Source organism: Desulfitibacter sp. BRH_c19 (genome assembly GCA_001515945.1).
Classification (GTDB): Bacteria; Bacillota; DSM-16504; order Desulfitibacterales; family Desulfitibacteraceae; genus Desulfitibacter.
Window position 1 is genome coordinate 41,537 of sequence record LOER01000031.1, and the last position, 21,006, is coordinate 62,542.

The 21,006-nt window shown below is 36.4% G+C and carries 20 protein-coding genes, 1 tRNA gene and 1 pseudogene; 21 read left to right on the forward strand and 1 reads right to left on the reverse strand.

Translation table 11 applies throughout. The annotated features are described in order from the left end of the window. Positions 1-79 precede the first annotated feature (79 nt). From APF76_15685 to APF76_15730, 10 genes are all read left to right on the forward strand, one after another. Complete coding sequence (locus tag APF76_15685) at positions 80-349, forward strand: hypothetical protein (GenBank protein ID KUO50737.1); 270 nt, start codon at positions 80-82, stop codon at positions 347-349. Between the two features lie 18 nt (positions 350-367). Beyond that, positions 368-907, forward strand: coding sequence for a hypothetical protein (locus tag APF76_15690; protein ID KUO50738.1), 540 nt, complete (start codon positions 368-370; stop codon positions 905-907). Positions 908-1,341: 434 nt separating this feature from the next. Beyond that, complete coding sequence (locus tag APF76_15695) at positions 1,342-2,703, forward strand: hypothetical protein (GenBank protein ID KUO50739.1); 1,362 nt, start codon at positions 1,342-1,344, stop codon at positions 2,701-2,703. A gap of 495 nt (positions 2,704-3,198) precedes the next feature. Beyond that, positions 3,199-4,044 (forward strand): ABC transporter substrate-binding protein, encoded by an 846-nt coding sequence (locus tag APF76_15700; GenBank protein KUO50740.1) that lies wholly within the window; start codon positions 3,199-3,201, stop codon positions 4,042-4,044. A gap of 65 nt (positions 4,045-4,109) precedes the next feature. Next, positions 4,110-4,781 (forward strand): ABC transporter permease, encoded by a 672-nt coding sequence (locus APF76_15705; protein ID KUO50741.1) that lies wholly within the window; start codon positions 4,110-4,112, stop codon positions 4,779-4,781. Between the two features lie 14 nt (positions 4,782-4,795). Next, entirely contained in the window at positions 4,796-5,518 is a 723-nt protein-coding gene (locus tag APF76_15710; protein KUO50742.1) for a polar amino acid ABC transporter ATP-binding protein, read from the forward strand. A gap of 261 nt (positions 5,519-5,779) precedes the next feature. Then, on the forward strand, positions 5,780-6,007 hold the full coding sequence (locus APF76_15715) for an RNA polymerase subunit sigma-70 (GenBank protein KUO50743.1): 228 nt from the start codon (positions 5,780-5,782) through the stop codon (positions 6,005-6,007). Further along, entirely contained in the window at positions 6,007-6,414 is a 408-nt protein-coding gene (locus APF76_15720) for a hypothetical protein (GenBank protein KUO50744.1), read from the forward strand. The genes APF76_15715 and APF76_15720 overlap by 1 nt, the downstream gene beginning before the upstream one ends. Positions 6,415-6,508: 94 nt before the next feature. Further along, positions 6,509-6,907 carry an RNA-binding protein S1 gene (locus tag APF76_15725; protein KUO50745.1) on the forward strand — a complete coding sequence of 133 codons (399 nt, stop codon included), beginning with the start codon at positions 6,509-6,511 and terminating at the stop codon, positions 6,905-6,907. A gap of 81 nt (positions 6,908-6,988) precedes the next feature. After that, complete coding sequence (locus tag APF76_15730; GenBank protein ID KUO50746.1) at positions 6,989-7,852, forward strand: hypothetical protein; 864 nt, start codon at positions 6,989-6,991, stop codon at positions 7,850-7,852. Here APF76_15730 and APF76_15735 read toward each other — a convergent pair. Continuing rightward, a complete protein-coding gene (locus APF76_15735) occupies positions 7,849-8,799 on the reverse strand; it encodes a hypothetical protein (protein KUO50747.1) in 951 nt (316 codons plus the stop codon). The genes APF76_15730 and APF76_15735 overlap by 4 nt on opposite strands. 211 nt (positions 8,800-9,010) lie before the next feature. Between APF76_15735 and APF76_15740 the strand changes: the two genes are divergently transcribed. From APF76_15740 to APF76_15790, 11 genes and pseudogenes are all read left to right on the forward strand, one after another. Continuing rightward, positions 9,011-9,469 (forward strand): hypothetical protein, encoded by a 459-nt coding sequence (locus tag APF76_15740; protein KUO50748.1) that lies wholly within the window; start codon positions 9,011-9,013, stop codon positions 9,467-9,469. 106 nt (positions 9,470-9,575) lie between these two features. Beyond that, positions 9,576-9,652: transfer RNA gene (locus APF76_15745), tRNA-Met, on the forward strand. A 211-nt stretch (positions 9,653-9,863) separates the two neighbouring features. Further along, positions 9,864-12,251, forward strand: a complete 2,388-nt coding sequence (locus APF76_15750; protein ID KUO50749.1) for a hypothetical protein — start codon at positions 9,864-9,866, stop codon at positions 12,249-12,251. Positions 12,252-12,373: 122 nt separating this feature from the next. Then, positions 12,374-13,807, forward strand: coding sequence for a hypothetical protein (locus APF76_15755; protein KUO50750.1), 1,434 nt, complete (start codon positions 12,374-12,376; stop codon positions 13,805-13,807). 78 nt (positions 13,808-13,885) lie between these two features. Then, positions 13,886-15,673, forward strand: a pseudogene (locus APF76_15760). A gap of 240 nt (positions 15,674-15,913) precedes the next feature. Next, positions 15,914-16,366 (forward strand): nucleoside-diphosphate kinase, encoded by a 453-nt coding sequence (locus APF76_15765; GenBank protein ID KUO50751.1) that lies wholly within the window; start codon positions 15,914-15,916, stop codon positions 16,364-16,366. 390 nt (positions 16,367-16,756) lie between these two features. Then, a complete protein-coding gene (locus APF76_15770) occupies positions 16,757-18,436 on the forward strand; it encodes a formate--tetrahydrofolate ligase (GenBank protein ID KUO50752.1) in 1,680 nt (559 codons plus the stop codon). Between the two features lie 261 nt (positions 18,437-18,697). Then, positions 18,698-19,210 carry a hypothetical protein gene (locus APF76_15775; protein ID KUO50753.1) on the forward strand — a complete coding sequence of 171 codons (513 nt, stop codon included), beginning with the start codon at positions 18,698-18,700 and terminating at the stop codon, positions 19,208-19,210. A gap of 11 nt (positions 19,211-19,221) precedes the next feature. After that, entirely contained in the window at positions 19,222-20,067 is an 846-nt protein-coding gene (locus APF76_15780; GenBank protein KUO50754.1) for a dihydropteroate synthase, read from the forward strand. A 5-nt stretch (positions 20,068-20,072) separates the two neighbouring features. Next, positions 20,073-20,429: a hypothetical protein gene (locus tag APF76_15785; GenBank protein ID KUO50755.1), complete on the forward strand. Its 357-nt coding sequence runs from the start codon at positions 20,073-20,075 to the stop codon at positions 20,427-20,429. After that, on the forward strand, positions 20,426-20,917 hold the full coding sequence (locus tag APF76_15790) for a hypothetical protein (protein ID KUO50756.1): 492 nt from the start codon (positions 20,426-20,428) through the stop codon (positions 20,915-20,917). Before APF76_15785 ends, APF76_15790 begins: the two co-directional genes overlap by 4 nt. The last annotated feature ends 89 nt before the right edge of the window (positions 20,918-21,006 follow it).

A 21,006-nucleotide genomic window follows, 5' to 3' on the forward strand; every position in this document is an offset into this window, starting at 1 on the left:
CGGGTAGTCAACTGTATATTTTTGATGTTCTAAAACCAAAAAGTTGTAATATCCATTAATGAAAGGGGGGATAATCATTATGGATCATTTCAAAGGTCATATTTTAGAAGTTAAGGATAGAAAGATTGTTAAGGTTACCGGAGTAAAGCATGTAATCAGTTATGATGACAAGGAAATAGTTTTGGAAACGTCCATGGGTGATTTAATAATTAGGGGGAGCGACTTAAACATAAATAGCTTGAATTTAGAAGACGGAAGCCTGCAGGTTATTGGTTTAGCAGAAAACCTTCTCTATAGTGAGGAAGCAGGGGCAAGAAGAAAAAACTTTATTAAACGAATCTTAAAGTAAGAACAATGGTGACATAAAGTGACTACATTAGATCAACAGATAATTAGTTTTTTTGTAACTGTAGGGCTAGGTTTAATTATGGGCGCCATCTTTGATTTTTACTATATATTACGATGCTTTATAAAACCAAAAAAAGTATTTATCCATATAGGTGATCTTTTTATATGGCTTTTTATGATACTTCTTGTTTTTGTTACCCTGATTTATACAAATTGGGGAGAAGTAAGGTTTTATGTATTCCTAGGGATAGCATTAGGAACCTTAGTTTATTATATTGTGTTTTCTAAATATCTAAAGCTTTTTTATCGCTTTTTACTAAATTTTATAGCAAAAACGTTGGATATTATTGTAGCAGTTATTTTATTTCCATTTAAAATACTTTCTAAATTATTTTTGTACTTAGTTGGGTTAATAAGTATATTCCTTATGTGGATTACAAAACCTCTAAGAAAAATGCTTTCTAAAAGCATGCCGAGTATAAAATATAAAAGTTTACGATCTAGCCTCAAAAAAGTAATAAATATAGTGAAAAAAATTGACCCATTTAAAAGGATATGATAAATTATTAGTGTGAGATAAAAACTAATCCTCGTTAGGTGAGGCTACTGTATGAACATAGTCCACTGCCCGGAAATGTCGAGAGACGCCAACGGGTAGAACAAGCACTGCCGGATTAAGGCTTTGTTTAAGGTGGATGAGTTGATAACTCTACGTCATACAGTGTCAAAGCTCAATGAGTTGAGGAAGGTGTTTCTGGTTATAATCAAAAGGCCTTCCCTTTTACAAAAGAGAGGTCTTTTTTGTTGTGGAGATTAGGAAAGGGGTGGTAAAAGTCATGGACGATGGTACGGGTTTGCATATTCAAAATCAAACTCTGTTTAATGCTATGTTAATAGTTAAAACTATTTTTATAGCTAAAACTAATTCTATGGGTTTACCAACCCCTGAGGAGAAAATTTCTTTCTAAGGGGGTAATAAAGGAGGAATTTTCTATGGTTTCGTATAATGGGACGTTTGATTCAATAGTCCTGAACCTTTCACAAGGTAACAAGGACGAGCTCAGGGAGATTTTTGGCGAAATTCATCCCTATGATCAAGCACAAATTTTAATGCTATTATCTAAAGAAAATAGAAGGCTCTTGGCTGAAATTTTGACAGATGAAGAGATGGCAGAAATAATACAGGAGATTGAAATAGAACAGCAAAAGCTGATTATAGATGAACTTGGTATAGAAAGATATTCCAAGATTATTGTTGAAATGCCATCCGACGATGCAGCTGACTTACTTGGAGATTTGGATGAAGAAAGATTAAATCAAGTTTTAAACTTAATGGATGATAAAGAAGAAGCTGATCTGCGTGAACTAATGGAGCACCCAGAAAATACTGCTGGTGGTCTAATGACGACAGAATATATTGTATTACCAGAATACTTTACTGCTGATGAGTCGATTAAAAAACTCAGAAAAATAGCTCCAGACGCAGAAACTGTCTATTATTTATATGTTGTAGATGAAGACGGAAGATTAAAAGGTGTTCTCTCACTTAGAGACTTAATAATAGCCAGTCCTGAGACTAAAATTTATGACATCATGTATGAACGAGTTGTTTCAGTTCCAATTGATATGGATCAAGAAGAAGTGGCCAACCTTATAGATAGATATGACTTTCTTGCAGTACCGGTTGTTGATAAACACCAGGTACTAGTAGGTATTATCACAGTTGATGATGCAATGGATGTACTAGCTGAAGAAGCTTCAGAGGATATGGCAAAGCTAGGAGGTATTGGTGGTGGTGAAGCGGGAATTTTGGATATAAATGTTAATGCTTTTGATGCTGCTAAAAAAAGAATTCCATGGCTCGCCCTCTTGCTTTGTATAGGTATTTTCTCAGGTAACATTATCGCACAATTTGAGGATACACTAGAGGCAGTTGTAGTTCTTTCATTCTTTATTCCTGTTATAGCAGGAATGGCAGGAAATACTGGAACACAGTCCTTGGCAGTAGTGATAAGAGGCTTAGCTACAGGACAATTTGCTGGCAAGGATACTTTAAGGCTTATAAAACGAGAAGCAGGTGTTGGTTTAATAATAGCTACAACAAATGGAATATTAATTAGCTTTATTGCAGCAGTTTGGCAGAAAAACATTGTTTTGGGGTTTGTAATTGGACTAGCCTTATGGATTACACTATTTGTAGCAACGCTTGCTGGGACAATAGTTCCCCTTATCATAGCAAAACTAAAGATTGACCCAGCTGTTGCTTCAGGCCCGTTTATTACTACTATTAATGATATACTAGGCCTTACTATTTATTTTACTGTAGCTACCATGTTAATGGGTTATTTGGTATAATTTAGGCTGGTCCGAGGGAGGATTTTGATTGACAAATCAAGGGTATGCGTGTATAATATTTATGCAATTTAAATGAGCATTATAAAGGTGAATTACTCTCAAGCAGTAGCTTAAGTAATGTGAGCTTATACACGCTAGTTAGCGGGTATGAGTAAGCATTAAACTGTAATAAGAAAAGCAAAACTTGAGGTGGAAAAATCTTTGACACTAGAGAACTGGGGTCTTTATTAGTTCGTTTTTAGACTGGGCTAATAAAAGGCTATACGGCAATAACGTATGGCTTAAGGTGAGTCGGGAGGCGAAACCTAGACACTCTAACTCTCTTTCTGATTTAAGGCAGAAAGAGTTAGAGTATCTAGGTTTTTTGTGTTCTTCAAAAGGCATAAAATTACTTATATAGAGATAGTTGGGAGGTGAGCAGGGAGTTTTTGAAAGGTTTTGGTTAGTTCACTTATAGGATTACTATAAACTTAAAATAAAGAGGAGTGTTTTGGAGTGTTACGTAAACAAGGATTACTTTTAATAATGATAATGATGTTGATTTTTTCATTGGCTTTAGTGGGGTGTAGTGAAGATCCTGGAACAGAAAATAATAATGATGTAAATAATGAAGATCCAGTTGAGGATGTAGAAAATAGCTTGGATAGAGTTCTAGAAGCAGGAGAACTTACTGTCGTTGGTAGTGGTGGATATCCTCCATTCAACTTCTTTGATGAAAATGATGAGTTAGTTGGTTTTGATGTAGATACAGGGGCGGCTATAGCCAAAAGGTTAGGAGTAGAATTGAATTATGTAACTGGTGAATGGGCTGGGCTTATTGAAGGACTTAGAGCCGGGCGCTACGATGGTATTTTAGGGAGTATGGCTATTACCCCAGATCGCTTAGAAGAGGTAAACTTTACTGTTCCTTACTACTATTCAGGAGCTCAGCTAATAGTTCGAAAAGATTCAGGAATCACAGATCCTAGTGAAATGGAAGGCAAGTCAATTGCTATAGCTACAGGAACAACTTTTGAAGGTGACGTAGAAAGCTTAGGGGCAACAGTTGAACTTTATGATGATGACAACTTAACCCTAAGCGAATTAGTAACTGGTCGGGTTGATGGTGTTATAACTGACCGCTTGGTTGGTATGGGCGCAATGAGAGAAATTAGAGGCGGAGACGAGTTGGTAATGGTAGGAGAACTGCTCCGTACTGAAGAAATGGGCATAGCTGTCCATAAAGATGATGTAGAGCTATTAGAAAAGCTTAACGAAATATTAGAAGGAATGCATGCTGATGGAACTTTAACAAAGATAAGTGAAGAATGGCATGAAGGAGAAGACATTACTGTAAAATAAAAGATCTGATGAGAGCGCGGCTCCACAGTGTGCCGTGCTCGTTTTTTTAAAAGGGAGATGGAGAAATGTTTAACTTACCTTATGATTTTAGTGCTATACCAAAATATTTCCCTACTTTTTATGAAGCTGCTTGGCTTACTTTACAATTAACAACTCTTGGTATACTCGTAGGTCTTATTTTAGGATTAATTGTTGCTTTAATGAGAATTTCAAAATTAAAGATATTAAACAAGCCTGCTCAATTATATATTTGGATGATTCGTGGCACCCCTTTATTATTGCAGCTTTGGATAATATATTACGGCTTTGCCAGCATTGTCAATATTCCAGGTCTTCCATCAGCTGTAATAGCATTGGGCATTCATAACGGAGCATATATAGCCGAAATTTTCAGGGGCTCTATTCAATCAATTGATCGCGGCCAAACTGAAGCTGCGCTGTCCTTAGGCATGACTCCATGGCAAGCCATGAAAAGAGTTATTTTGCCTCAAGCCTTTAAGAGGTCAGTACCACCTCTGGGGAACCAGTTTATTATTGCATTAAAGGACTCTTCCCTGGCCAGTACTGTAGCTGTGAGAGAGTTGCTTTTACGTAGTAGACAAATAGGGTCTTCCCAGTATCTGCTGATGGAAATGTTGATTATTGCTGCAGTCTATTATCTAATCATGACTTCAGTTTTAACTATAATAGTATCAAGTATAGAACGTCGCTTGCAAGTAAGCGATTATAGGGGCTAAGGAGTGAGCTATTCATGATAGAGGTAAAAAAGCTAAACAAGTGGTTTGGAAAACTCCATGTTCTTAAAGATATAGATATGTCTGTGAAGGAGAAAGAATGTGTAGTTGTAATAGGAGCTAGTGGCTCAGGGAAAAGTACCCTTCTAAGATGTATCAATTTCTTAGAAATAGCACAAAAAGGACAAATATTCATAGAAGGAAAAGAGGTTAAACCCAAAAGAAAAGACCTGCATCTAATTAGGCAAGAGGTTGGCATGGTCTTTCAGCACTTTAATCTATTTCCCCATATGACGGTTTTGCAAAATGTACTAGAGGGGCCCACCCAGGTCAAAGGGATGCCTAAAGCTGAAGCCTTTGAACTAGGTCATGATTTATTGCAAAAAGTTGGCTTAGAAGATAAAGCTAATGTTTATCCTAGTATGATATCAGGTGGGCAAAAGCAGAGGGTTGCCATAGCAAGGGCCTTGGCAATGCAACCGAAGGTTTTATTATTTGATGAACCTACATCTGCCCTTGATCCTGAACTAGTAGGAGAGGTTTTAGTGGTAATGGAAGATTTAGCAAAAGAAGGGATGACTATGGTTGTTGTAACCCATGAGATGTGGTTTGCCAAGGAAGCGGCCGACAGGGTCATTTATATGGATGAAGGAAGGATCGTAGAAGAAGGAAAACCTGAAAAGATTTTTAGTAATCCAGAAAATGAACGAACTCAAGCATTTTTGAGTCAGATACTATAAGTCAGATGGCGAACTTGATAATTAGATTATATTCTTATAAACCCTGCTTTGGTGGGGTTTATTTTCTTATATTCTGGGACTTAGGTCCTAGTTTTACAAAAACATACAAAAAAATGTACTAAGTAAGCAGGATTTTTTTTACTTGTGGAGAACTTAAAACATACTATAAATGTACATATTATGTACTAAGATTGTGGATACTTATCAACAGACTGTGGAAAAACCTGTGGAAAAAACTTTGGAAAAGTAAAGGACATATAAATGCAGATTGAGATAAGAGGGGCAGAAAAACTGAGTTTTAGAGAAAAACAAGTTGTAACTCTTAAAGAAATGGGACGATCTAATGAAGAGGCAGCTAAACAGTTAGGGCTAACAGCAAGTACTGTAGCTACACTGTCTCATAGAGCAAAACAAAAGGGCTATCAGGTAGTTATTGTGTTACCTGGTGATGCTTTAAACCTATTCTCACAGGAGGATTCTGAAATCTAATGATTGATAATACGAATGTGATAATTCATCCCCGTTGTTTGGGTAAAAGAAGAGATTTGAAAGTAGCCCCCCCAAGCAAGAATAAAAAGAGGCATATCAATAAAGTAATACTGACGCTAGTAGTGCTTATCTTAGGTTTGGTCTTATTTGCATTTGCGAGGTTTGCTTGGGTAAGCTATCAACTAGACAAAGAGATAAATGAATATTTAATTCAAATAGAAGAGGCAAAAATGGTGAATGCTCAATTAGTAGAAGAAATAAAACTGGCCCAGGACCCTGCCTTTATTGAAAAACTTGCAAGAGAAAGGCTTGGCCTAGTTAAGGAGGGTGAAAGAGTCGTTATGCCTGCCAAACCTGGCGACGTAATGCCCTTTAAGCAAATAAAAGAAGGTGAAATCCAGCATTAATTCTAATATCATTTAAAGGTCAATGTATTGACCTTTCTCCTACCTTTTTGTATAATAAATACAATGTAACAAAGATAGGAGGAATACTATCAGAATGACTGTCACAAAAGGCAGCATATTAGAAGGTGTTGTAAAAGGGATTACTAATTTTGGAGCCTTTGTTGAATTGCCCGGAGGTGTTACCGGTCTGGTTCATATTTCAGAAGTAGCCGACGCTTATGTGAAAAGTGTTAGTGATTACTTAAAAGAAGGCGATGCGGTTAAGGTCAAAGTAATTAATGTTGACCAGGATGGTAAAATAGGACTATCAATTAAACAGGCTAACCCTAAGTATGAATCAAAAAAGCCTAGAAGACAGCAGGTTAGGGTACAACCTCAGGTATCGTTTGAGGATAAACTTGCTAAGTTCATTAAAGATAGTGATGAGAGGCAAGCTGACGTAAAACGCCAATCCGAAGGAAAAAGGGGAGGGCGAGGCTCAAAATTGTTTTAATAGGATTATTTTCATAACAAAAAACCTCCTTTTTTCTTTGGAGGTTTTATTATGTTGGATAAATATTGGAGGGTATAGTACATGTATGCGGCGATAGATATTGGCACTAACTCAGTAAGGCTTCTTATTGCTCAAAGGAACAGCAATAAGATTATTCCAGTATGTAGAGAAGTAAAGATGACTCGATTAGGTGAAGGGCTGGGTGCAACAGGAAGAATTTCTCATGAAGCCATTTCCCGAACTGTTGAGGTTTTAGTTTCTTATATGGACACTATACGCAGTTATAACGTTGATAAGGTTAAAGCTGTAGCAACAAGCGCTATGAGAGAGGCTTTAAACTCTCAGGAATTAATTGATTTAGTTAAAGAAAAAACTAACTTGGAAATTAATATTATTTCTGGTGAAGAAGAAGCACAGTTAAGCTATTCAGGAGCAACTACAGGATTAGGATTTACAGAAGGTGGTGTAGTTGTAGACATAGGTGGTGGGAGCACAGAAATAGTATTTGAGCAAGGTGAAGAAATAGTTGTAAATAGCAGTCTAGTAGGAGCAGTAAGATGCACAGAAAACACATCAACTCCTACGCAAATATTTGCACAACTAGAAGATGCGTTGGAAAAGATAAATAAATTGGAAAACTATAAATTAATTGCTGTGGGGGGTACCGCTACAAATCTAGCTGCTATAAATCAGAAACTTATCACATATGATCCTGAGGCGGTTCATGGAAGCGAGATAAGTATTGAAGAACTTGGGAAAATAATATTTTATATAGGTGGAAAATCCCTAGCTCAAAGACTAGCTATACCTGGACTACAACCAGAGAGAGCGGACATTATAATTGCAGGTTTGCTAATTTTATGGGTTATTATGACCTATCTCAATATTAATACTGTTACCATAAGTGAAACAGATCTACTTCACGGAATTATTTTAGCAGCCTAATCACGCAACTTCAATGCTTTATAATAGGTTTCATTTATAATTCCATCATCTTCTAGATTGTTTAGAAGCTGAAAATACGTAGTTGAAACTTCAGTCATTTTACCGTATCTGCCATCTACTGGACCCCAGTATACACCAAGCTCTCTAAGTTTTTTTTGTACATGCAACATATCCCTAGAGGCTGTACCTGGTTTAATGGTTCTATACATGAGACTAGGATAATCCCCTTCTATGATTACAGGTGTGCCTATGGGGACCAAAGGATATAAGTCTTCCACATCTTTGTTAAGCATTCTTATACACCCATGGGATGCATAGGTTCCAACTGAGTAAGGTTTATTGGTGCCATGAATTCCAAATTTTCCCCATGGCACATTTAACCCCATCCATCGTGTTCCAAATCCTCCTCCCCATACGCCCTTGCTTGCAATTTTCCATTCTCCTACTGGGGTAGGGGTTTCGGCTTTTCCAACTGCTACAGGATATTCTTTGATAAGCTTCCCGTCATCATATAAATAAATTTTCCTTTCACTTTTATTTATAACAAGATGGAGTGAACCTGTAGGTTTTGTATTAGTTACAGGAGTTATTTCATCATAATTCCCGGTAAGGGTTTGCCAAGTTTTATATGTTACCCATCCATCAGAATTTATCCCACTATCTTTTTGAAAAGTTTTGAGGCTTTTTTCAGTTAAATCATTATATATACCATTTATAGGACCAATATAATAGTCTATTTCTCTTAGTAGCATCTGCAATTCTATTATATCAGGGCCCTCCATTGGAGGCGAGGTCGGCCGTATAACCATATCAAAATCTGAACAGGTGATTATTTCATTATCTGGATTTGGTGAATAAATATCTAGGGCATAAGTCATAGGTGAAAAAAGAGCAACCACTAAAAAAAAAGTCAAAACTAAAATAGATTGCTTTAATATTCTTTGCATTTTTTTGTCTCCTTCTTGTATTAATTCGATTGACTTGACATCCTTGACATCATAATAGTTTTAGGATGCCTTATTATCATTTCCATCATACTTTGCAATAGTTGGTAAAAAATAAAAGTTAAATAGAAGGCTAAGTGTGTATATGTGAAGTGTTATGCGGGGGATATTAGCAATAAAGAATAAATAGTTTGAAAAAAGAGGTAATGAATTTATGAACTTAGTCTTGACTGGAACACTACTAGCACTTCTGTTTGCGCTTGCATCTGGAATAGCAATGGCCTTACAGGGGTCCTTAAACTCAGCTCTTGCTAAAGTCATTGGTCTTTTGGAAGCCACTTTTATCGTGCATGCATCTGCAGCAGTTTTATTAATTATTATGGTTTTTATACTACGTATAGGACATGGGGATTTTAGTGTTTACGATCATGCTCCATGGTATTTATATGTAGGGGGAGCAATTGGTATAGCTATTACAGTTGGAGTTGTGGCAAGTATTCCCAAATTGGGTGTAGCGACAGCCACTACAGCAATAATTGTCGGGCAAGTTGCAACAGCTTGTCTTGTTGATCAATTTGGGCTATTTGGCTTACAGAAAATATCCTTTACTTGGATGAAGCTAGTAGGCATAATTCTATTAGCAGCAGGAGCAAAGTTAATGCTTGTTAAGTAAATTAGATAAATTGACTATCCATGACTGTCCATCTAAAAGCTTCTTGACAATTAAATGTTTATACTGGATAATATGTTATCAGTTGTTGAGTAAAAAAATCAATTACGGCGGTGTAGCTCAGCTGGCTAGAGCATGCGGTTCATACCCGCAGAGTCGTAGGTTCAAGTCCTACCACCGCTACCAAAATATTTGTCCGATACTGGCTTAAAAGCCAGTTTTTTCTTTTAAGGCTTCCGCCTGCGTCTAAGGACTTGGCGCAATCCAAGTTTTGTTTTATGTTGAAAAGTGACTTATATTGTCAATAAAATAAAGCTTTTTATACCGTAACCTGACAATGATTGCAACAACCATATACTATAATTGTTAAAGACGTTATTTTAGGGTGGTGCAGTAATTGTCAGAACCTACAGAAGTTTATTCATTCTACAGAAGTGGTGTTCTTTCTAAGGATAATGAGGATTCTACAGCTTCCCCTTTAGTAGGACAAACTATCAATAATTGGACTCCTTTAATTATATTATATGGACTGATAGCGCTGATTTTTGCAAAGGGACAACTTATGCAAAGCATTTGGGTGCTTGCACCTGCGTTTTGTGTTGCAGTAGTGGGGATTGAAGGCAAGAGGTTTACTGTGATTGTAACCCTAGCCTGTTTGCTAGGTGTTTGGTTGGGAACTGAGGGCCAGTTGGCCATTTCAGCATTAAATAGTGTTATAGTAATAGTTCTTGTTGCTTCTTTATCATTATTTAGACCATTTTTTTTGAAATCTATATGGCATGTACCTGTTTTAGTCCTTTTGGTAATGATTTTTATAAAAGGTACATATTTTGTAATAAGTGATTACCCGACATATTATTTCCTTGAAATAAGCTTTGAAGGGTTTATTGCTGGAGCTCTTAGCATAGCTTTTGTTAAGGGCTTATCAGGCATTAATGAATTGCGAAAGGGTCTATTATCTAATGAAAATGCATTAGGATTAACTATACTTGGTGTGGCAATTCTAATAAGTTTAATGGAAATAAGTGTCCTATACTGGAATCTAGGTAGAACCGTAGCCTTGGTATTAATTTTGTGTGTTGCTTATTTATATGGTGGAGGATACGGTGCAGCTTTAGGAGTTGTTTCAGGATTTGCCCCGAGTTTGTTGACCACTCTGGTTAGTCCATATGCAGGGATTTTTGCCTTATCGGGCTTACTGGCCGGACTTTTTAGAGGGTTTGGCAAACCAGGCTGCATTACTGGCTTTATGATGGGACAATTTGGCCTAGCCTATTATTTACTATATATTGAGGATCTTAATTCCTTGCTCATAGAGAGTATTAGTGCCGGATTGATATTCTTATTATTGCCGATATCTTTAATCCATAAAGCAGATATGATTATTCTAAACAAGGATAAAACCCAGGAAACTGAGAAAGTACTTCTCAATAAAATTTATGATGTTAGTAATATTTTTAAGGAATTATCAAAAACTTTTAAACAAATTTCTGATGACATAGAATGGGAGGATAAAGCCAGATTTGACTTAATATTAAAAACCATAACTAATAGGGTTTGTTCAGGTTGTTCAGTATTTATGATCTGCTGGCAGAAAGAAAAAAAGTCCACATGTCAGCATATATGTACTCTTTTTAATCTAATTGAAGTTCAAGGTACGGTTAATAAGGGAGATTTACCAGGAGAACTCAGAAAAAGGTGTATTCGGCCCGAAGAGTTAGTAACAGTAGCAGGATGTCTCTTTGAAACGCACTTAATGGATAGACATTATAGGAAAAAGCTAAATGAAACAAGGGGTTTAGTAGCTGAGCAACTCCAGGGTGTATCTGCTGTGATGGAAAACTTAGCGGGAGACATCAAAATAGAAAGAGATCAATTTTTTGAAAAAGAGACATATATTTATAATAAACTTGTGGAAATGGGCATTGAAATTATGGCCCTTAATTTGTCCAGAACTAATAGTAACAATATAGAACTAGATATAACTAAAGAGGCTTGTAGAGGTAAAATGGAATGTAATTTACTTATTAAGCCTTATTTGGAGGATTACCTGCAAGACAACTTTATAGTCGACAGAAGTAATTGTGCCATTAAAAAGGGACAGTTAATCTGTACTTGTAAATTTAGGCCAAGTACTGCACTAAAGGTCACAGTGGGATTTAGCCAGATTAAATGTGAAGGTACAGTTATTTGCGGTGATACATATAAATCTTTCGAAATAAAAGGTGGTAAGCATATTGTAGCTTTAAGTGATGGTATGGGGGTAGGTCCAAAGGCTGCCAAGGAGAGTAATACAGTTATATCTCTTTTGGAACAGCTTTTAAAAAATGGCTTTGAAAAAGAAATGGCTGTGCGAACCATTAACTCTGTCCTCGGGGTTAGGTCCGAGGATGAAACTTTTGCAACTTTGGATTTGGCCATAATAGACATTTATACAGGAGAAGTAGAGTTCATTAAAATAGGAGCAGCACCAGGTTTTATTAAACGGGGGAATCAGGTTGGCATTGTAAAAGCCAATAGTCATCCTTTGGGTATTCTAAATGGAATCGAATTAATAAGGCAAAGCAAACATCTTTGTAAGGGTGATGCATTAATAATGGTTTCGGATGGAGCCCTAGAAGCAGGTGAATTTACAGATAAAGAAGGTTGGATGGTAGAAGTGTTAAGAGATTTGCGTATCCAGGATGCACAGGAATTAGCCCATATAACTTTACGTCATTCTCTAGCAGTTGCACCTGATATAATAAGTGATGATATGACGGTTATTGTAGCAAAATTGGAGTAAAGGCTAAAGGTTAAAGGTAAACTAGAAACACAGGAAAAAACAACCATTAGTGGCAGGAAAATGTCGACTTTTATCGAAAGGTATAGAATAGATTAAGATGGTGTGGAGTGTTTAGATCGATAATGATTACCATAGTGGAAAAAACCATTGCGAGATATGATTTGCTACAGCAAAATGATAAAATATTAGTTGCAGTTTCAGGGGGGGCAGATTCACTGGCCCTACTTCATTGTTTAAACCTACTTAAAAATAAGTATGAGTTAACTCTAATTGTAGCACATTTGAATCATATGTTTCGAGGAATGGAAGCGGATAGAGATGCAGAATATGTAAAGCAAGTTGCAGATAAACTCGGACTTCAATCTATTATAGAAAAAATTAATGTTCCTGAAGTTTTAGCAGAGAACAACTATTCACCACAAGAAGGTGCGAGGGTTGTGAGATATGGATTTCTTAGAAAGACTGCTAAAGACTTATCGTGTAACAAAATAGCTTTGGGACATCATAAAGATGATCAGGCTGAAACCATTCTTCTTAATCTTTTAAAAGGAGCTGGATTGGATGGTTTAAAGGGTATAGCTCCAAAAAGGGATTTGTATATAAGGCCACTATTAGAGGTTAAAAAAGAGGTTTTAGAGAGATACTGTGAAGAGAATAAACTGTCTGTTCGTATAGATCTATCAAATTTCAAGGAAGTTTATTTAAGGAATAAGATAAGAAATAGTTTGATGCCTTTACTTATCAAGGACTTTAACCCAAGATTAGTAGATGTTCTCGCAACTACTGCGGATATATTACGAGAAGAAAATGCATATCTTGAGGAAAATGCTGAGAACCTTGAAATAGATTGTAGAATTTCTATCAATAAGGAGAAACAAAAAGGTGAATGGCTTACACAACCATTTTTGGAGTTGCCCATAGCTATCCAGAGAAGGATTATCAGGCAAATATTCTTCATGGTAAGTGGAAATAATTATAATCTATCATTTTATCATGTAGAATCTGTCAGAAACCTAATATCTTACAGCTCTTCAGGAAGCACAACAGAATTACCAGGTCAATTAAAGGCAATTTTTAGTTATGATAGGCTTAAAATCATGCGAAAAGAGGAATATTATTCAGAAGAGAGCATTGATTATTATCATGAAATGTCTATCCCAGGTACTTTACTTGTCCAGGAGACTAATACCATTATAGAAAGCAAATTTTTAAGTCCATCTGAAACTATGGAAAGATTGGAGCTTAAAGATAGAAACGAAGCTTTGGTGAGTATTAATCCTGGGGATACACTTATAATTAGAAACAGAAGAACAGGCGATAGAATGAGACCTGTGGGTATGACAGGCACAAAAAAACTTAAGGATTTATTCATAGATGAAAAGATTGATAAACTTGAAAGGAATAGGTTGCCTATTATTCTAAGCAAACAAACAGGAAAAATTATTTGGGTTGCTGGGTTAAGAATATCAGAAGAATTCAAGAATACACTAGATAAAAACAGCATTCTATTAAGAATTTCAAAGTATAATAATGGAGAATTTATGAAAAATCCTTAGATTCTTTTTAAAACTATAGGATTTTATGGTATAGTTTCTTTTAGTAGCATAAGTATTTAGCTTGAGAGGAGGATACGTTTGAATCGTATATTTAAAAATTTAGCAATTTATCTCTTGATTGTCCTTATTGCAGTATCTGTTATAAGATTGACTACTCCTACTGGGGAACAACCTAGAGAATTTACTTTGACTTCTCTTTTAGCAGAGATTGATCAGGGAAAAATTAGATCAGTTGAAGTAACCTTGCGGGAGGACATATATATTATAGCTGGTGAACTTAAAACTGATGAACCTTTTACAGCCAACATTCCTCCCAATCCTGAATTGTTGCAAAGAATGGTTGATAAGGGTATAGATGTAACGCCTGTAGCAAAACCGGAGCCTGCTTGGTATATGGGGTTATTGGGTACATTTTTACCTATTCTATTAATTGTGGGCTTGATCTTATTTATGATGCAGCAGACTCAAGGTGGAGGAAATAAGGTTATGCAGTTTGGTAAAAGTAAAGCCAGACTGCAAACTGCAGAGAAATCCAAGGTCACCTTTGCGGATGTTGCAGGTGTGGATGAGGTTAGGGAAGAACTAGAGGAAGTTGTGGAATTTCTGAAGAGTCCTAAAAAATTCAATGACATAGGGGCGAAAATTCCTAAAGGTGTTCTTTTATTTGGCCCTCCAGGTACAGGAAAGACATTACTAGCTAGAGCAGTAGCTGGTGAAGCTGGAGTACCCTTTTTCAGCATTAGTGGTTCTGACTTTGTTGAGATGTTCGTAGGTGTTGGAGCTTCTAGAGTTAGGGACCTTTTCGAAAATGCTAAAAAGACTGCTCCATGTATAGTCTTTATCGATGAAATTGACGCTGTTGGTAGACAGCGGGGTGCTGGCCTTGGTGGTGGACATGATGAAAGAGAACAAACACTTAATCAGCTACTTGTTGAAATGGACGGTTTTGAAACAAATGAAGGAATTATCATGATAGCTGCAACAAACAGACCTGACATTCTTGATCCGGCATTATTAAGGCCAGGAAGATTTGACCGTCAGGTTACAGTAGATGTACCTGATGTGAAAGGAAGAGAGGAAATACTCAAAGTTCATGTGAAAAACAGATTATTAGCTGATAAGATAGATTTAAATGTTTTAGCAAGAAGAACTCCAGGCTTTACAGGTGCGGATTTACAGAATCTAGTAAATGAGGGTGCATTACTTGCTGCCCGTCGTGGACGTAAAAAAATTGGTATGGATGAGCTTGAAGCGTCCATTGAAAGGGTTATAGCAGGACCAGAGAAAAAGTCCAGGGTAATAAGCGATTATGAGAAAAAGTTAGTTGCTTACCATGAGGCTGGCCATGCTTTAATGGGACATTATTTAGAGCATACAGACCCCCTTCATAAGGTTTCAATCATTCCACGTGGTAGAGCGGGTGGTTATACCCTTCTCTTACCTAAAGAAGATAGAAGATATATGACTAAATCTCAAATACTAGATATGGTTGTAATGCTCTTAGGAGGCAGGGTGGCTGAGGATATAGTATTAAAAGAAATTAGTACTGGTGCCCAAAATGACCTTGAAAGGGCTAGTGAGCTTGTAAGAAAGATAATTACTGAATACGGTATGAGTCAAGAACTAGGCCCTTTAACCTTTGGAAGAAAGCAGGAACAGGTATTCCTGGGTAGAGATATCTCAAGAGATCGTAATTATAGTGAGGCCGTAGCATTTTCCATTGATAAGGAAGCTAGAAAAATTATGGATGAGTCTTATATTCGTTCCAAGCAGATTTTAAATGACAATATGGACAAATTACATTTAGTTGCTCAAACTTTAATGGAAAAAGAAACATTAGAAGCTAATGAATTTGAGACTTTAATTAATAGTATGGAAGATGGTTTATCTGCAGAGGAAGCAAAAAACAAAATGGAAGAGCTTATTAAAAAAGGACACCATGCTCGTGAAGCACAAGAAAAAATTGATTTAAAAGAAAGTCAAGATAAAGACAAAATAGGTAATGAAGGTTATAATAGCGACGAAAATCTTGATAATCCTCCACCAAAAGATGAAGGAAATGGACCTAGAATAACATTTAAATATAATAAGTAGGAGTTGATGTTGTTGGAGCAGACGTATGTTATGATAAAGCCTGATGGAGTACAAAGGAATTTAATTGGGGAAATTATTAGCAGAATAGAGAATAAAGGATTTAAAGTTGCAGCTATGAAAATGATTAAGCTATCTAGAGAAACTGCAGGGGTCCACTATGGTGAACATAAGGGAAAACCTTTTTTCAACGGTTTAGTAGACTTTATCACCTCAGGTCCTGTTGTAGCAATGGTGGTAGAGGGTGAGAATGTTGTTTCTGCAATGAGAAAAATAATAGGTTCAACCAATCCATTAGAAGCAGATTGCGGGACCATAAGAGGAGACTATGGCCTAAGTGTAGGTAAAAATATTATTCATGGCTCAGATTCACTAGAGAGTGCAAAAAGAGAGATAGGCATATACTTCACTAATCAGGAAATATGTGAGTATCATAAAAATATAGAAGACTGGATTTACGAGGGTTAGACATTAGCTAAGGGCTCCATTAGGAGCCCTTTCTGATTTAGAAACAACCCTTTTTGAAATTTGGTACAGGATATAGATAGCTAAAAAGTTTGTGAAAAATGTAATTATGGTAATTTTTTTTTATTTCTGTACTTAATGCTGCACTTAAATATAGCCAAAAATATATATTTGTAAGACATGCTGGCTTAAAACCTTGGAGCTCTAAGGAAAAAAATTATTTTAATAAGCATAAATAATTTTAGTAGGGACTCATAAGCATTGCAGGGCAATAGAAAAAAAAGAAGGATTTTTTTTCTAAAGAGAGAAAAGACTATAAGTGATGCATGGCTATATATTTAGTCAATTCTTGGGAATAATGAAATTAAAATATTTTAGAGGAGTGATTTTTTAATGAGTAAGGTACCAAGTGATATCGAAATTGCCCAGGCGGCGAAAATGAAACAAGTGACTGAAGTAGCTGAGAAATTAGGCCTTCAAGAGGACGATTTAGAATTATATGGCAAATATAAATCTAAAGTTTCTCTTGATGTCTATAAGAGATTAAAGGACAAGCCAGATGGCAAGCTAGTTCTGGTTACTGCAATTACCCCAACACCAGCAGGTGAAGGTAAAACTACAACTAGTGTTGGTTTAACCGACGGACTTGCTCACATAGGCAAAAAAGCAATGGTATGTTTAAGAGAACCATCCTTAGGCCCAAGCTTTGGTATTAAAGGTGGAGCTGCTGGTGGTGGATATGCTCAGGTAGTTCCAATGGAAGATATTAATCTTCACTTTACTGGTGATCTTCACGCTATTACTTATGCACACAATTTATTGGCAGCTTTAATTGACAACCACATTCATCAAGGTAACGACTTGGGGATAGACCCAAGACAGGTTGTATTCCGCAGAGTAATTGACTTAAATGACAGGGCTTTAAGACAGTGTGTTATTTCTTTAGGAGGAAAAGCCAACGGAATGCCAAGAGAAAGTGGATTTGATATTACGGTGGCCTCAGAAGTAATGGCTATTTTATGTCTAGCTTCTGACTTAACTGATTTAAAAGAGCGCTTTAAGAGAATAGTAATTGGTTACAACTTCAATGGAGATCCTGTAACTGCAGGAGATTTAAAAGCAGAAGGTTCAATGGGTCTATTAATGAAGGATGCTATCAAACCAAACCTTGTACAAACACTTGAAAATACACCTGCATTTATTCATGGCGGTCCATTTGCAAATATTGCCCATGGTTGTAACTCAGTAACAGCTACTAAGTTAGCTTTAAAATTAGCTGATTATGTTATCACAGAAGCTGGTTTTGGAGCTGATCTAGGTGCCGAGAAATTCTTTGATTTGAAGTGCAGATTTGCAGGTCTTAAGCCAGATGCAGTAGTTATTGTTGCAACTGTGAGAGCTCTTAAGATGCATGGTGGTGTTCCTAAGGCTGAGTTAGGAAAAGTTAATATGGATGCTTTAGCTAAGGGCTATGAAAACCTAGAAAAACATATTGAAAACGTTGGTAAGTTTGGAGTGCCTGCAGTAGTTGCAGTTAACAGATTCCCAACTGATACTGAGGAAGAATTTAAGTTTGTAATTGAACGTTGCCATGCAGCTGGAGCCGAAGTAGCTTTATCAGAGGTGTGGGCTAAAGGTGGAGAAGGTGGAGTTGAATTAGCTGAGAAAGTTCTTGAGACTATTGAAAATAGACCATCCAACTTCAAACCTCTATATGAATTAAATACTACTTTAAAGGATAAGCTTAATACAATAGCTAAAGAGGTATATGGTGCTGATGGAGTAGCATTTACAGATGCAGCTGAAAAATCTATTGCTATGTTTGAAAAACAAGGCTATGGTGAGCTTCCAGTATGTATCGCTAAGACACAGTATTCCTTATCAGATGATTTAACTAAGTTTGGTAGACCAAGAAACTTTACTATTACCATTAGAGAAGTAAGATTATCAGCTGGTGCAGGCTTCTTCGTGTGTATTGCTGGAGCAGTTATGACAATGCCAGGTTTACCAAAGAGACCTGCTGCAGAAGTAATTGATGTTGATGAAAGTGGTAAAATTGTAGGTTTATTCTAAAATAGATAAAAATCTAGACATAAACAGGATTCTTGACTTCAGGTGGAGTTTTTACTCCATCTGAAGGTTAGAAACCGTTATCCAGGGACATAGCACCGCTTATCTCCCACTTATGAAGATGGGAGTCTTAGTAGTGATAGTCATCGGATAAAAGAAACTGAAAGCCCAGGGGTTTTGCCCCTGGGCAATTTATTAGATATAAACAACTTAGTGTATGCTGACTATCTTAGTTTACCCATATTATTTATTAGGAGACAAGTAATGTCTGATAAGATTAAGGCAATTCTAAATCATGAAGAGTTTAAAAGAAGGAATAAATTGATAGATGTATATGAAGACGAAAGAAAATTTTGTTTGCACAATCTTCAGCACTTCCTAGATACTGCTAGAATCACTTATATTCTTATTTTGGAAAATAACGAGTATGTAAAGCTGTTCCCAGGTAAAAGTATAAATCAAGTCAAAGAATTAATTTATGCAGCTGGACTACTCCATGATTTAGGTAGAGTAGAGCAATACTCTGATGGGGTAGATCATGCTCTAGCTAGTGGTAGGATTGCTGAGCCCATTATGGAAGATATAGGCTTTTCATCACAAGACATAGATATAGTTTGCAAGGCTATTGGAGAACATAGAAAGTATAATAAGAGTAATTCGCCCTTTGGAAAAAAGCTATATCAAGGTGACAAACTGTCTCGGCAATGCCAAGGCTGTGAAGCATTTGATGAATGTAAAATAGAATTAGACTATAAGCAAGGAAAACAAATTTATTAGGTGATGTGATTATGAATAATTTAAAAATAAATAACGCCCAGTTTAAGCCCTTAAAGGTGGGCAAATATACTTTGCCAATTGATGAAAGAACCATAGTTATGGGTATTTTAAATCTTACTCCTGATTCTTTTTCTGATGGAGGCAAATTTTTTGATGTAAATAAAGCCGTATCCCATGCAATAGAAATGGTAGAAGAGGGTGCTGATATCATCGATGTGGGAGCAGAATCAACACGCCCCGGACATTTACCAGTTGATACAGATGAGGAAATCAAGAGATTAACACCAGTACTTGAAAAGTTACTTCAAGAAGTAAAGGTGCCTATTTCAGTAGACACCTACAAGGCTGCTACAGCTGAAAGAGTGCTTAATATGGGAGTCCATATTATAAATGATATTTGGGGACTACAAATGGATTCGGAGTTAGCCGCAGTTGCTGCCAAGTATGGAGTTCCTGTTATTGTAATGCATAACCAGGATGGTACGGAATATAGAAATCTAATGGGAGATGTTTTAAGCTTTTTAAAGACAAGTATAAGTATTGCTGAAGAAGCTGGAATAGACCCAGACAAAATAATTGTAGATCCAGGAATTGGATTTGGCAAAACCTTGGAGCATAATTTAGAGGTGATGGATAGGCTTGACGAGTTTAAAAGTCTTGGTAAACTTATTCTTTTAGGAACTTCAAGGAAATCCATGATTGGGAAAGTATTAGATTTACCTGTAGATCAAAGGGTAGAAGGGACTGCTGCCACCGTAGCCTTAGGTATCGATCGGGGGGCTAATATAATTAGAATTCATGATGTGAAAGAAATGAAAAGGGTCTGCAGAATGATGGATGCTATGGTTAGGAGGTAGTCTTTATGGATAAAATTATTATGGCTGATATGGAGTTTTGGGGTTTCCATGGTGTTTTACCAGAAGAACAGCTTAATGGACAACCCTTTATAGTAGATGTTACGCTTTGGCTTGATCTAGAAAAGGTTGGATACTCCGATGACCTTCAGGAAACGGTACATTATGGAGAACTCTATGATAGGATTAAATATATAGTTGAGCAAAAGAGGTTTGACCTTATTGAAGCCCTAACAAGGAATATTATAGATGAAGTGTTTATGGAAAGAAAAATTACCAAAACTTTGGTTAGAGTTAAAAAGCCACTAGCCCCTATAAAAGGCAAGTTTAAATACATGGCAGTAGAGATGGAGAGAGAAAGATGAAAACCTTTGTATTTTTAGGGCTGGGTTCTAATATTGGAAACAGAAAAGAGTATTTAGAAAGAGCAATAAATGCCCTTAAGGATAATCCAGACATAACAGTTAAAGCTGCATCGTCCATATATGAAACAGAACCATTTGGTGGTGTTGAGCAAAACAGCTTTTTAAATATGGTTATTAAAATAGAAACAGCACTAAAACCAAATCAACTTTTGCAAACTACCATGACAATTGAAAAAGACCTAGATAGAGTACGAACTATTAGATGGGGGCCAAGGACTGTTGATATCGATATCCTTCTTTATGGAGATGAAGTAATAAAAACTAAAGAATTAACTATTCCCCATATGGGTTTAAAAGAGAGAGCTTTCGTATTAGTACCCTTGTTGGAAATTGCTCCAGATATAAAGCTTCTAACTGGGGAGTATCTAAAAGACTTTTTAAAAAACATCTCAGAAGATGATCTGAATAGCGTCAAAAAGGAAGCATAGGGCGGTTCTCTTGCTTCCTTTTTTCCTTTTCTTCCTGCCCTTTTGCTTCAGGTTTGATAAATATTTCCAAGGAAATCCATAAATAATTT

What these genes read in the sequence shown, in the direction of transcription:
- APF76_15695 (KUO50739.1), top strand. Translation starts at nt 1,342, where the DNA reads ATGGTTTCGTATAATGGGACGTTTGATTCAATAGTCCTGAACCTTTCA.
- APF76_15685 (KUO50737.1), top strand. Translation starts at nt 80, where the DNA reads ATGGATCATTTCAAAGGTCATATTTTAGAAGTTAAGGATAGAAAGATT.
- APF76_15770 (KUO50752.1), top strand. Translation starts at nt 16,757, where the DNA reads ATGAGTAAGGTACCAAGTGATATCGAAATTGCCCAGGCGGCGAAAATG.
- APF76_15710 (KUO50742.1), top strand. Translation starts at nt 4,796, where the DNA reads ATGATAGAGGTAAAAAAGCTAAACAAGTGGTTTGGAAAACTCCATGTT.
- APF76_15755 (KUO50750.1), top strand. Translation starts at nt 12,374, where the DNA reads ATGATTACCATAGTGGAAAAAACCATTGCGAGATATGATTTGCTACAG.
- APF76_15740 (KUO50748.1), top strand. Translation starts at nt 9,011, where the DNA reads ATGAACTTAGTCTTGACTGGAACACTACTAGCACTTCTGTTTGCGCTT.
- APF76_15720 (KUO50744.1), top strand. Translation starts at nt 6,007, where the DNA reads ATGATTGATAATACGAATGTGATAATTCATCCCCGTTGTTTGGGTAAA.
- APF76_15705 (KUO50741.1), top strand. Translation starts at nt 4,110, where the DNA reads ATGTTTAACTTACCTTATGATTTTAGTGCTATACCAAAATATTTCCCT.
- APF76_15715 (KUO50743.1), top strand. Translation starts at nt 5,780, where the DNA reads ATGCAGATTGAGATAAGAGGGGCAGAAAAACTGAGTTTTAGAGAAAAA.
- APF76_15790 (KUO50756.1), top strand. Translation starts at nt 20,426, where the DNA reads ATGAAAACCTTTGTATTTTTAGGGCTGGGTTCTAATATTGGAAACAGA.
- APF76_15730 (KUO50746.1), top strand. Translation starts at nt 6,989, where the DNA reads ATGTATGCGGCGATAGATATTGGCACTAACTCAGTAAGGCTTCTTATT.
- APF76_15725 (KUO50745.1), top strand. Translation starts at nt 6,509, where the DNA reads ATGACTGTCACAAAAGGCAGCATATTAGAAGGTGTTGTAAAAGGGATT.
- APF76_15775 (KUO50753.1), top strand. Translation starts at nt 18,698, where the DNA reads ATGTCTGATAAGATTAAGGCAATTCTAAATCATGAAGAGTTTAAAAGA.
- APF76_15785 (KUO50755.1), top strand. Translation starts at nt 20,073, where the DNA reads ATGGATAAAATTATTATGGCTGATATGGAGTTTTGGGGTTTCCATGGT.
- APF76_15780 (KUO50754.1), top strand. Translation starts at nt 19,222, where the DNA reads ATGAATAATTTAAAAATAAATAACGCCCAGTTTAAGCCCTTAAAGGTG.
- APF76_15735 (KUO50747.1), bottom strand. Translation starts at nt 8,799, where the DNA reads ATGCAAAGAATATTAAAGCAATCTATTTTAGTTTTGACTTTTTTTTTA.